At 63.5% G+C, this 12,412-nt stretch carries 12 protein-coding genes; 6 read left to right on the top strand and 6 right to left on the bottom strand.

The genetic code is table 11. The features are described from left to right. The first annotated feature begins 5 nt into the window (after positions 1-5). Positions 6-830: an ABC transporter permease gene (locus AC0NID_RS09010; RefSeq protein ID WP_473456161.1), complete on the top strand. Its 825-nt coding sequence runs from the start codon at positions 6-8 to the stop codon at positions 828-830. 37 nt (positions 831-867) lie between these two features. Then, a complete protein-coding gene (locus AC0NID_RS09005) occupies positions 868-1,941 on the top strand; it encodes an ABC transporter ATP-binding protein (RefSeq protein WP_473456211.1) in 1,074 nt (357 codons plus the stop codon). On the opposite strand, the gene AC0NID_RS09000 is transcribed toward AC0NID_RS09005, so the two are convergent. From AC0NID_RS09000 to AC0NID_RS08985, 4 genes are read right to left on the bottom strand one after another with little or no spacing between them, the layout of a single operon-like run. Further along, a complete protein-coding gene (locus AC0NID_RS09000; protein WP_473456160.1) occupies positions 1,905-3,215 on the bottom strand; it encodes a flavin monoamine oxidase family protein in 1,311 nt (436 codons plus the stop codon). The two genes, AC0NID_RS09005 and AC0NID_RS09000, sit on opposite strands and share 37 nt — an antisense overlap. Then, positions 3,212-4,294, bottom strand: a complete 1,083-nt coding sequence (locus AC0NID_RS08995) for an ABC transporter substrate-binding protein (protein WP_473456159.1) — start codon at positions 4,292-4,294, stop codon at positions 3,212-3,214. Before AC0NID_RS08995 ends, AC0NID_RS09000 begins: the two co-directional genes overlap by 4 nt. A 53-nt stretch (positions 4,295-4,347) precedes the next feature. Beyond that, positions 4,348-5,031, bottom strand: coding sequence for a transcriptional regulator BetI (gene betI / locus AC0NID_RS08990; RefSeq protein ID WP_473456158.1), 684 nt, complete (start codon positions 5,029-5,031; stop codon positions 4,348-4,350). Positions 5,032-5,037: 6 nt separating this feature from the next. Beyond that, positions 5,038-5,832 (bottom strand): class I SAM-dependent methyltransferase, encoded by a 795-nt coding sequence (locus AC0NID_RS08985; protein WP_473456157.1) that lies wholly within the window; start codon positions 5,830-5,832, stop codon positions 5,038-5,040. 190 nt (positions 5,833-6,022) lie between these two features. Between AC0NID_RS08985 and AC0NID_RS08980 the strand changes: the two genes are divergently transcribed. The 4 genes from AC0NID_RS08980 to AC0NID_RS08965 are packed head-to-tail and all read left to right on the top strand — an operon-like array spanning position 6,023 to position 10,739. Then, positions 6,023-7,642, top strand: coding sequence for a phytoene desaturase family protein (locus tag AC0NID_RS08980; protein ID WP_473456156.1), 1,620 nt, complete (start codon positions 6,023-6,025; stop codon positions 7,640-7,642). Further along, positions 7,629-9,194, top strand: a complete 1,566-nt coding sequence (locus AC0NID_RS08975; protein ID WP_473456155.1) for a phytoene desaturase family protein — start codon at positions 7,629-7,631, stop codon at positions 9,192-9,194. Before AC0NID_RS08980 ends, AC0NID_RS08975 begins: the two co-directional genes overlap by 14 nt. Positions 9,195-9,198: 4 nt before the next feature. Continuing rightward, complete coding sequence (locus tag AC0NID_RS08970; RefSeq protein ID WP_473456153.1) at positions 9,199-10,476, top strand: aminomethyl transferase family protein; 1,278 nt, start codon at positions 9,199-9,201, stop codon at positions 10,474-10,476. 2 nt (positions 10,477-10,478) lie between these two features. Then, on the top strand, positions 10,479-10,739 hold the full coding sequence (locus AC0NID_RS08965) for a hypothetical protein (protein WP_473456152.1): 261 nt from the start codon (positions 10,479-10,481) through the stop codon (positions 10,737-10,739). Positions 10,740-10,887: 148 nt separating this feature from the next. Here the strand turns inward: AC0NID_RS08965 and AC0NID_RS08960 are convergent, their stop codons facing one another. Both AC0NID_RS08960 and AC0NID_RS08955 read right to left on the bottom strand, forming a co-directional pair. After that, positions 10,888-11,946, bottom strand: coding sequence for a dipeptidase (locus AC0NID_RS08960; RefSeq protein ID WP_473456151.1), 1,059 nt, complete (start codon positions 11,944-11,946; stop codon positions 10,888-10,890). 163 nt (positions 11,947-12,109) lie between these two features. Beyond that, on the bottom strand, positions 12,110-12,409 hold the full coding sequence (locus AC0NID_RS08955) for a GNAT family N-acetyltransferase (protein WP_473456150.1): 300 nt from the start codon (positions 12,407-12,409) through the stop codon (positions 12,110-12,112). Positions 12,410-12,412: the final 3 nt, after the last annotated feature.

Genomic DNA, 12,412 nt, shown 5'->3' with positions numbered 1-12,412 from the left:
GCGCGATGATTGCGATGCGGCGCTTCCTGGCCAGCAGCTGGCTGTCGGCCTATGCGTTCCTCTATATCGTATTCCTCTATCTGCCGGTCGTCTTCCTGCCGATCTTTTCGGTCAACACCGCCGCGACGCCGAAATTCCCGCTCTCCGGCTTCACGCTCAAATGGTACGAGGACCTGCCGCGCACGCCGGCACTGCTTGACGCGACCTGGAACAGCCTGGTCGTCGGCGTGTCGGCCTCCATCCTCTCCACCGTGCTTGGCATCCTCGCCGCCCGCTCGATCACCCGCTACCGCTACCCCGGTCGCCGCGCCATCAACGGCCTGATCATGGCGCCGCTGGTGCTGCCCGAGATCATCGTCGCCATCTCCCTGCTTCTGGTGATACTGCAACTGGGTTTAAGCCTGTCGCTGTTCACCATCGTGCTCGGTCATGTCCTGGTCTGCATTCCCTATTCGATCACCGTGCTGACCGCCGGCTTCGAGGGCTTCGACCGCAGCCTCGAGGAGGCCTCCGCCGATCTCGGCGAGAGCGCCTTCGGCACCTTTCGGCGCGTGACGCTGCCGATGGTGGCGCCGGCGATCGTTTCCAGCCTGCTCGTCTGCTTCACCATTTCGCTCGATGAATTCATCATCGCTTTCTTCCTGACCGGCACTGACGCGACGCTGCCGATCTACATCTGGGGCCAATTGCGCTTCGCCTCGAAGCTGCCCGGCGTGCTGGCGCTGGGCACGCTCTTGCTGGTTGCCTCTTTCCTGCTGTTGACCATCGCCGAAATCCTGCGCCGCCGCGCGGCCAGACGCACCCAGAACGAGGGAAGCCTCCATGCCTGATCGGCCCCGATCCGAGCGGCCCCAACTCGAACGGTCAATGATCGAGATCTGCAACGTCACCCGCAGCTATGGTTCATTCAAGGCGCTGGACGACACCTCGCTCACCATCAAGGAGGGCGAATTCTTTTCGCTGCTTGGCCCGTCCGGATGCGGCAAGACCACGCTGTTGCGCATGATCGCCGGCTTCGACAATCCGACCAGCGGTTTCATCTCGGTCGATGGCCAGTCGATGCAGGGCATCCCGGCCAATCGCCGGCCGACCAACATGGTATTCCAGAGCTACGCCATATTCCCGCATCTCAATGTCGAGCAGAATGTGGCCTATGGGCTGAAGCGCCTGAAGCTGGCAGGATCGGAGGAAAAACGCCGCGTCGAGGAGGCGCTGGCCCAGGTCTCGCTGACCGGCCTTGGTAAACGCCTCGCCACCGAGCTTTCCGGCGGCCAGCGGCAGCGCGTGGCGCTGGCCCGCGCGCTCGTGATGCGCCCCAAAGTGCTTCTGCTCGATGAGCCGCTGTCGGCGCTCGACAAGAAGCTGCGCGAGCAGATGCAGGTCGAGCTGCGCCGCCTGCAGCAGGCGGTCGGCATCACCTTCGTCCTGGTCACGCACGACCAGTATGAAGCACTGGCGATGTCGGACCGCATCGCCGTGATGTTCGGCGGCAGGATCGCGCAGGTCGCCTCGCCCAAGGAGATCTACCAGCGGCCGGTCAACCGCCAGGTGGCCGACTTCCTCGGCGGCATGAATTTCGTCAAGGCCGAGATCGTCGAGGAGAACGGCGCTTCGCTCGTCGTCGACACGCTGGGCTTCGGCCGCGTCAAGACCGACAAGCCGAAGGCTTTCGTCCGCAATGGCGGGGCCGCCACGCTCGGCATCCGTCCGGAGCGTCTGCGCGTGTTGTGGGACAACGCCACAGCGAAATTCGAGGTCGCCGGCAAGGTGGTCGAGCGCCATTATTTTGGCGAGATCACCCATCTGATCGTCGAGATACCGGGGCTTGAAAAGCCGCTGTCGGTAACCGAAACCAACGATTTCGGCGCCGACGACATCCCCGTCGGCACCTCGATCCGCCTCGCCTACGATCCCGATGCGCTGGTGGCGATGGCGGATTGAAATCCGTGGATGATCTTTCGTGCAGCGATGCGCCCAGCCACAACAGCGCCTTCGATGTAGCCCGGGAATGACGGCGACAGTTCGGACGCGGCGAAATGCACTGGCGGTGCGCCGGCCAGGATGATGCGTTCGGCGTCGGTCGCGGTCGCATCGACGATAAGATCGCTGTAGCCGCCGCCGCTCCAGCGATCATGCGTCCAGTCACTATAGCCGAAATCGAGCATGTTGGCGGCCTCCGCACCGAGCGCATCCTCCAGCCTCGTCGTCACCTCAGCGCGTAACGCCGCGTCGCCGAGCTCACGCCAGCGCAAGGCCAGAGGCCCGCCGACGAAGACGACCAGCGCGGCATGGTCGCTGTCCTTGCTCACGTCGCAGGCAAACAGCCCTGGCAGATCGCGCCACATCACCACGCCGCTCAGGCCCTTGCCGCGCCAGAAGGCGCTGGGATAACGCGCCAGCGCCTTGATCACCGCGCCGCTTTGCCAGGCACGGAGCGCCCTTCCCAGGGCAGCCGGCAGCGGCGGTGCAAAATCCAGTTTCGAGGCCGTCATCGGCGGCACGGCGACCAGTGCCATCCGTGCTTCGGTCGAACCCGTCGCCGTTACCAGGCGAACCCCTTCCGGCCGGTGCTCGATGGTCTCAACCGGCGTGCTCAGCTGCACACGATCGCCGAGATCGCTGGCCAGGTCGTCCGCCAGCGACTGCATGGTTTCGCGCACGAAATATTGCAGCTCCGACCCGTCGTTGGTGATGCGGCGATCATTGTCGATCAGGTGCCACAGCGGCAGTTTTTCGAGTCCTTGGCACCACAGGCCTTCGATCATCGAACGGAAAGCAGCCTTGGCCTCGTCAGGATCGGCCTGGCGATCGAGCCAGGCCGCGACGGTCAATCCGGCGACGGCCGGATCGTCCGGAGCAATCGCGTTCATGCGACCGCGGATCGCCAAGGAGGCGTCGTAGGTAAGCTCGGCCTGCTGCGCGCTCATCCACGGCTGGGTGACGAATTCCCCCTCGACATAGGTCTCGACCAGTGTCTTGCCGCGCGCCTGCAGCAGCCCCACCAGTTCTGGCATGTCCTCGCACAGGAACTGGCCGCCGCTGTCGATCGGTTCGCCGAGCCCGTTCCGCCCGGACTCCACGCGCCCACCGACACGATCGCGCGCTTCGAGCAGCACGAAATCGATACCGGCCTTGCTCAGTTCATGCGCAGCCGACAGGCCGGTGAAGCCGGCTCCGATGATGACGACGTCGGTTCTTTCGATTCCGCCCTTCAATATCCGGCCTTGATCTTCTCGAACTCCTCGATCATCCGCTGCTTGAGATCCGAGGGAACCGGCGCCTGGAACAGCGTCTTGTCGATGAATTTCTGCACGTCGTCATAGCCCTTTTCCTTCAGCACGGCCTGGTCGACACCGGCCATGCCCTTGGCGTTGGCCTGGCCGTAGCCCCAGTCCGTAACCAGGACCTTGGCGACTTCGGGATCGTTGATTGCGTTCAGATAATCATAGGCCTTGTCGGTATTACCCGGCGCATCCTTGAACAGCACGTAGCCGCAGACCCAGGTCGAAATGCCTTCGTCGGTGTCCTTCTTGGCCTTGATCGGCACGCCGGCGGCGACCGACTGCACCGTCGCGTCGTTCCATGCCCAGGCAAGGTCGACTTCGCCGCCGCCCAATTGCTGGACGATGTCGGTGCTGTCGGTCCAGTAGGCGCGGACATTCTTGTGCACCTGGCGCAGGAAGTCGGACGCCTGTTTGAACTGGTCGTCCGTCATCTTGGTCCAGTCCTTGAGCCCGATCGCCAGCGAGGCCAGCGCATAGGCGTCGTCGACATTGTCGCCGATGGAGACCCTGCCCTCGAACTTGGGATCGGCGAAGGCCTTCAGCGAACGGACGTCCTTTTCGTCGACCTTGTCGGAATTGTAGGTGAGCTGCGTGTTGCCCCAGTCCCAGGGCATGAACCAGGCCTTGCCGTCAGCGGTGGTGGCGAGATCCTTCATTGCCAGAATGCCGGGATTGAGGTCGCCCCAACCGGTGATTTTCGAGGTGTCGAGCGGCTGCAGCAGACCCGCCTCGCGCCATTTCACCACGCTCTGCGAGCAGGGATGTCCGAGATCGGCCTTGAAACCTGAGCGGGCTTTTTCGAATGCCTCGTCCTCGTCGCCAAAGAAGGTGAAGGTCGGCGAGTCGCCGTTTTTCTCGACGTATTTCGGGTGGAAACCGGCGTCCTCGTAGCCGGACCAGTCGAACACGATCAGGTCCTTGTCCGCGGCAACCGCAAGCGCTGCGACTGAGGGCGCCAGCGTTCCTGCCAGCGCCAATGTCAATGTCAGGCGTCGGGTCATGGTCTTCATTGCTGTTCCATCCTCTTTTTTTGGTTGTTTTATGCCGTCTTGGGGCCGCTGGCTCACGAATAATGCCTTGGAAATGCAGCCGACAGGAATTCGTTGGCCGCCTGCAGCGCAGTCTCGCGAGTGGTGTCCTCGGTGCCCATCATCAGGCGCAGCCACAGCCCCTCCAGCAAGGCACAGAGCGCCAGCGCCATGACTTGCGGCTCGAAGGCATAGCCGCCGCTTTGCTTGAGCGTCGCGCAAAGGTCGATGAAGACGTTCTGATAGGCCGCGTCGCGCGCACCGCACAGCGCCTGATAGGTCGGGCGCGACTTGGCCTCGCCCCAGAAGGCGCACCAGGCGGCCAGCTTGCGCTTGTTGCAGATTGAACGGTCGAAATCGGCGGCGACCAGAGCCCTCAACTGGCGGGCGGGATCATCGCCAGCCTTGGTAAGTGCTGCGCGCCAGTGTGCGGCATACTCATCGGCCATATATTGCAGTGTGGCGACGAGCAGCTTCTCCTTGCTCTCGAAGTGGAAATTGACGATCCCGCGCGACAGGCCGGCGCCATCGGCGACATCGGCCATCGTCGTCTCCGAATAGCCGCGCTTGGCCAGCGAATCGATTGTCGCCTCGATCAGCTGAAGCTGCCTGACTTCCTTCGACGCCTTGCGGCCGCGTTTTTCGGGCTCGTTTTTCCGCCTTGATTCAAAGAGGGCGTCCCTGGCTTCTGCTTTCATGGGCGTGATGGTCTCCAGCATCGCCGGCTATCCAACCGGCTTTCGACCGCGAAGATGAGTGGGACGGTGCTCGCCGCTGTCAAGAACCTTCTGCATGGCTTCCCAGGTTCGTATGTTCTTGTCGACATAGGCCGCTCCGACCGCAGCCGCGACCGTCGCATAGAGCGGTCCTTTGAGGCGGCTCAATTCCTCCCGCGCGACGTCGCGATACCAGGGATTGCGGTCACCCACGGTGACGTCGGCAAAACCTGCCTGGCGCATTGCTTGTGTATAGCGCGCCGGCGACGCCATGGCGAAGGAAAGGCCCTCGGCGGCGATATAGGCCTTCATGTCAGGTGAAGGTTCGCCATCATGCGAGATCATCCAGTTCGATGCAGCGAAGACACCGCCCGGCTTCAGCACCCGGAAGATCTCGGCAAACAAGGCATCCTTATCGGGCACGTGCAGCAGCGCATCCTTGGAGAACACGACATCGTAGGAGCTGTCGGCGAAGGGCAGCGGTCCCGGCGGCGACTGGACGAAGTTCGCGCGACCGGAAAGCCCGCGCGCGGCCGCCCTTTGCCTGGCCGTCTCGATCACCGGTCGCTCGACATCGAAGCCGGTGGCGTGGGCAGCACCGTGACGCTCGACCAGATGCAGCGTGATGCCGCCGGAGCCGCAGCCTATATCGAGGATCGTCTTGCCGTTGAGCGCAAGCCCTTCGACCACCCGGTCGACCTCATCCGGCCCGCCGGGCGACAGATAGCCTTCACCCCACAACGCCTCGAGGAAGCGGATGGCGGTGTCGTCATATTCCGGCTCGGCGTCCGCTGTTTCGACCATCAGACCTCAGTTCTCAAGCCCATACCGAATGTCGGCAAAGCCTAGCGCATGTCAGGGAAAACGCAACATCGTTTGTTGAACATTCATTCAATATGACTGGACATGGTGGCCGCTGCCATGCGAAATTTCATGCGCTTCGCGGCGGATCGCGCGCAAATGAGGGGCGGGCGGAAACGACGGTTGGACCAAAATGAAGACATGGGATGCGATCGTCATCGGCGGCGGGCATAACGGGCTGGTCAATGCCTGCTACCTGCAGCGCGCCGGGCTCGACGTGCTGGTCGTCGAAAAGAACGGCTGGGTCGGCGGCGCTGCCACCAGCAGGGAATTGACGCCCGGTTTCCTCTATTCCAACTGCTCCTACGTCTGCTCCTTGTTCCGTCCCGAGATCATGCGCGACCTCGAACTGCCGCGTTTCGGGCTGCAGGTGATCTCCTATGAAGGCGGCGCGGTGTTCACCCGCGGCGGCGACTATCTCGCCAACTACCGCGATCACGATGCCCACCGGCGCGAATTCGCCCGCTTCTCCAGGCGCGACGCCGAAGCCTATGACCGCTATTCCCGCGATGTGACACGGCAATGCCGCTTCATCCAGCCGCTGCTGATGCGCACGGCACCCGACCCGACCAGTTTCCGGCCACGCGACCTTGGCGAGCTTCTCTATCTCGGCAAGAAATTCGCCGGGCTGTCGGCCGAGGAAATGGCGCTGACGCTGCGCTTCTGGACCATGTCGATCTCGGACTTCCTCGACGAGTACTTCGAGACCGACGTCATTAAGGCGAACTTCGCGCTGTCCGGCATCATCGGCACCGCGCTTGGCCCGATGTCGCCGGGCACCGCCTATGTGCTGCTTCATCACTATATGGGCGAGGTCGACGGTTCGGTCGGCGCCTGGGGCTATGCGCGCGGCGGCATGGGCGCCGTCACCAAGGCGCTGGCGGCGTCCTTCCAGGCCTGCGGCGGAACCATCCGCACCGGCGCCGAGGTCGACCATGTGCTGGTCCGGCGCGGCAAAGCCAGGGGTGTGGTGCTGGCCGGCGGCGAGGAGATTTCCGGAAAGCTCGTCGTTTCCAATGCCGACGTGAAACGCACCTTCCTCAAACTGGTCGAGGAAAAGGAACTGCCCGACATCTTCCTGCGCCGGGTCAGGAACTTTAAGATCCGCGGCTCGTCGGGCAAGGTCAACATCGCGCTGGATTCGCTGCCCGAATTCCCGGGGCTGTCGAAGGATTCGCCGGTCTATCGCGGCGATATGCATTTCACCGACTCGATGGAACGCATGGAGCGCGCCTATGACGACTGGAAGGCCGGGCAATGGTCGGCCGACCCTTTCCTCGACATGGTGATCCCGACGACGCTCGACCCGACCATGGCGCCGCCCGGCAAGCACTTCATGAGCTGCTTCGTGCAATATGCGCCGCCGAAGGTGAACGGCCGCGAGTGGACCGACGCCGACCGCGATGGTTTCGCCGAAAGCGTGGTCGCGCAGATTTCAGATTACTCGCCCGGCTTTCGCGATCGCATCGTCCATATGGAGGTGCGCACGCCGCGCGAGATCGAGGCGGAAGTCGGTCTCACCGAAGGCAATATCTTCCAGGGCGAACTGACCTTCGATCAGCTTCTGTTCAATCGCCCGGTGCCAGGCTACGCGCAATATCGTTCGCCGGTCGATGGGCTTTATATGTGCGGCTCCTCGACCCATCCCGGCGGTGGCGTCATGGGGGCGCCTGGCCGCAATGCGGCAGCTGAAATCCTGCGCGACCTCGCTAGGCCAACCATCCATATGAGCCCGGCCCATGATGTCATTTGACGCAATCGTCATTGGCGGAGGCCACAATGGCCTCGTCTCGGCCGCCGTTCTGGCTAAGAGCGGCCGCAAGGTGCTGGTGCTGGAAGCCGCCGACGATGTCGGCGGCGCGGCGCGCACCGAGGCGTTCGCACCGGGCTTTCGCGTCTCATCCATCGCCCATGTGCTGAACCGCCTGCATCCCGATGTAGTGAAGACGCTGGAGCTGGAAAAGCACGGACTGGACATTGCGCGCAGCGGCCTCGTGCCATCCGTGGCGCTGTCGAAAGACGGTCCGCCACTTGTCCTGCACGGCGCCTATGGCGAGGTGCTGACCGGTGCGAACTCTTCCGAGCAGACCGCTTGGAAGGGGTTGCGCGCCCAGCTGCTGCGCTACGCCGGCTTCCTGAAGCCGCTTCTCGCGCGCCGCCCGCCCGATCCTGGCGGCATGTCGCTGCTTGAGACGGCGTCGCTCGCCCAGACGGCTTTGGCGTTGAAGAGGCTCGGCAAGGAGGACATGCGCGACTTCCTGCGCGTCCTGTTGATGAACGTCGCCGACCTGCTCGATGAGCAGCTTGCCGACGACCGGCTGAAGGGCCTGCTCGCCTTCGATGCCACACTTGGCAGCCATCTCGGCCCGCGTTCGCCGACCTCGCTGCTCGGCCTCTACTATCGGCTGGCCGGGGAAACGGGTGGTGTCGCTGCTGCCCAGACGCTGCCGAAAGGCGGCATGGGCGCGGTCATTTCAGCCATCCGCGCAGCGGCGGAAAAAGCCGGCGTGGCCATCCGCACGTCGACACCAGTGGCAAGGATAATCGTCGAGAAAGGCCGCGCCGTTGGCGTCGCACTCGACAGCGGCGAAGAAATCCGGGCGAAAACGTTCGTCTCCGCCATCAATCCGGCGACCACTTTTTTCGACCTCGTCGGGCCGCGTGAGATCGACACCGGCTTCGTGCGTAAAGTCGGGAATATCCGCATGACGGGCGATGCGGCAAAGTTGCATCTCGCGCTCGACAGGCCACCGCTATTCGCCAGTGTCGATGCCGCGGACCACAATGGGCGACTGGTCATCGCGCCCTCGCCCGATCATGTCGAGCGCGCCTTCAATCCATCGAAGTACGGCGCGTTCTCTCCCGAACCGGTAATGGAGATCACGCTGCCCAGCCTTGCCGATCCGTCGCTGGCACCCGACGGGGCCTGTGTGCTGTCGGCGGTGGTGCAATACGCGCCTTATGCACTCAGGGAAGGCTGGAGCGACGGCAAGCCGAAGTTCCTCGAGGCGATCATGGCTCAGCTCGAGGCCTATGCGCCGGGGATCGGCAAGACAGTGCTCCATGCCGAATTGCTGACACCGGCCGACATCGAGGCGCGCTATCGGATGCCGGGCGGCCACTGGCACCACGGCGAACTGCAGGCCGACCAGATGCTGATGTCGCGCCCTGTCACCGGCTGGTCGGGCTACGACACGCCGGTTGAGGGGCTTTTCCTCGCCGGCGCCGGCTCGCATCCGGGCGGTGGTGTCTCAGGCGCGCCAGGGCTGAATGCCGCGCGGCGCATCATCGCGACGAAGGGATGATATGATGATCCAAAGAGCTAAGGCCCTGCGCTACGAGGCTCCCCCTCAACCGAGCATCGACACCGCCCGCACCACAGCGCAATCGCACTTTCGCACCTTGCGGCGCGGCACGCCGTTTCAGCCACGCATCGATGCGCTGGCCAGGACCAACGACTGGTACAATTGGGCCGGCTACCGGGCGCCGCATTCGCTCTGGGACGAGGAGCTCGAATATTTCGCCATCCGCAGCCAGGCTGCGCTGTTCGACATATCGCCGATGACGAAGTACCGCATCGAGGGCCTGGATGCCGAGGCCTTCCTCAATCGCGTTACGCTGCGCGACGTGGCCAAGCTGAAGTCGGGCCGTGTCCACTACACGGCCTGGTGCGACGACGAAGGTTTCGTCCTTGACGACGGCACGCTGTTCCGCCTGTCGCCGACTCGGTTCCGGCTGTGCTCGCAGGAACGGCATCTGCCCTGGCTGCTCGACAGCGCCATAGGTTTCGACGTGACGGTCGAAGAAGAAACCGAAGCTGTCGCCGGTCTGGCATTGCAAGGACCGACCGCCTTCGCCGTGCTGCGCGATGCCGGTTTTGCTGGCGTCGAGAATCTGAAGGTTCTCGACCTCGCCGACTTCCCACATGATGGCGGCCCCCAGGGAAACAGCCAAGTCACCATCTCGCGCACCGGATTCACCGGCGATCTCGGTTACGAGCTGTTCGTGCCGTGCGAGCAGGCGCTGAGCCTCTGGGACCGGCTGATGGCGGCTGGCGAATTGCGCGGCATCCGTGCCATCGGCTACACCGCGCTGAACCGCGCCCGGCTCGAAGCCGGCTTGATCGTCGCCAATTCCGACTTCATCACCTCAGGGCATGCGGTTCGGCCCGACCGCTTGCGCATGCCGGACGAGATCGGTCTCGGTTTCATGGTCGACCTCGAAAAGGGCCATTTCAACGGCCGCCGCGCCATTATCGAAGCTCGCGCCAGGCGCAGGCTGCGGCATGTGCTGGTCGGGCTGGAAATCGAAGGCAACATTCCCGCCGAGCATGCCATCGTCTACCATAGGAAGAACCAGGAGGTCGGGCTGATCAGCGCCGCCATGTGGTCGCCGATGGCCAAGCGCAACATCGCCATCGCCTCGCTGGCGCGGCCGTTCGGCGATACGATCTTCGACGATCTCTGGGTCGAAATCTACGCCATGCGCGAGTTGCAGTACCAGAAGCTGATGAAGCGGGCCAAGGTTGTGCCGCGGCCCTTCATCAGGCTCGATCGCCGCACCGCCAATCCACCGGCGGATTTCTGACCATGACCGACGAGACGGATAGGTCCGACGTCGATGGGGAGGCCATCGAACAGTGGGAACTGATCAACACGCCGCTTGGCGAAAAATGGTCGGGTCGCACGCGCTACGCCGCCGCCATGTTCTTCTACAAGCGCGGCGAGATGGGTGCCGAAGCGTTGGAAGTCTACCGTATATGCGCCAGGCTGGATTCGGAAAATCCGCTGCCGATCATCCGTGACCGCGGCGTCGGCCAGGACTGGCTGAGGCGTATGGGCTTCCAGTAATTTCCACTTAGTCCCGTTGAGATTCAGGTCAGTCCGAGTCGAAAACGGTGGTTTCCGAGAACCGGAGCGGAGCGCACTTAAGTACGTGAGCACCGGAAGCGCAGGAAGCCATAGTTTGCAGGCCGGCCTCACCTGAATATCAACAGGCCTACCCGATCGATTTCTCCAGCATGCTGATCCAGTTGCGATAGGCGATCTTCTCGATAAGCGCGCGACCGAAGCCGCGCTTGGCTAACGCATCGAGCAGCTTCGGCAGGCCGGCGACATCGCCGATGACGGCCGGGATCATGGCGCCGTCGAAATCGGATCCGAGGCCGACGCCGTCTTCGCCCAGTGCCTGCAGCAGGGAATCAACATGCCGCACCATGATGTCGAGACTGGTATCGGCATTCATCCTGCCATCTTCGCGCAGGAACCCAGTGGCAAAATTCAACCCGACCATGCCACCAGACTCGCGGATCGCACCGAGCTGCCAGTCGGTGAGATTGCGGGAATGCCCGCAGATCGCATGGACATTGGAATGGGTCGCGACCAGTGGCGCGTCGCTGATTGCGGCGACGTCGCGGAACCCCTTTTCGTTGAGGTGCGAAAGATCGATCATGATCCTGAGCCGGTTGCAGGCCTTGACCAGTGCCTTGCCGGCGTCGGTCAGGCCCGGCCCGGTGTCGGGCGTCGACGGAAAGCGGAACGGCACGCCGTGGCCGAAGACATTCGGACGACTCCAGACGATGCCAAGCGAGCGCAGTCCCGCAGCGTGCAGCACGTCGAGCATCGTCAGCTCTGGATCGATCGCCTCGACGCCTTCGATGTGGAACACCGCCGCGATCGACCCTTGCGCCATCGCGTTGCGCACGTCGCCGGCGCTCCGGCAGACGGTGAGCGCCGACGCTCGCTCCAGCCTGAACAGGATCGAGGCCATGGCGATGGTGGAGGGAAGCGCGTCGGTGCGGGCAAGTTCGGACGGCAAGGGCTCGTTGTCGCTTGGCGCCGGTGGCACCGCGCCGCGCCTGGATTTCTCGATCGGCGGCGGGAAAACTGCGAACATGCCGCCCGCAAAGCCACCCTTTTTCGCCCGCGGCAGGTCGATGTGGCCACCCGGCGTTCCCTCGATGAACAGCTTTTCGACATCCGCGTCTTTTGACTGATAAAGCCTGAGCAGCGTGTCGTTATGGCCGTCGAAGACGGGAACGCGATCGGTTTCGGTCATCAGGGGATCATTCGGTTCGATTGGTGGGGCGGCCGATGGCGAGCCGGCTACGGGCAACACACCTACTTAGGCAAGACAATGCCCACTAGGCAAGACAGCGATGCATCTCTGTGGCCGCCGCCCTAACCGTCATCGCGCCAAGGAACGTGGGTAGGATCCAGCCCTATTGCTTCAGCACGTCGGCCCATTCCTGGTGACGACGGAACTGGGCGTTGGCGAACGGGCAGAGCGGGATGATCTTCTTGCCCGCCGCGCGCGCGTCCTCGACGGCGCGGGTGACGAGGCGAAGCCCCGCGCCCTGGCCGCGAAACGCATCCGGCACCTCGGTGTGGTCGATGATGATCTGATGCTCGCCGATCTTGGTGAAGGTCATCTCCGCCTCGGCGCCGTCGGGCCCACGCAAGAGATAACGGCCCTTTGAACCGCGATCCTCCAGTTCGATCTCCGGCAATCTGTCAAGCATTGC

The organism is Mesorhizobium sp. WSM4821, from assembly GCF_055901555.1.
This window is presented reverse-complemented; position numbering and strand designations above follow the sequence as displayed.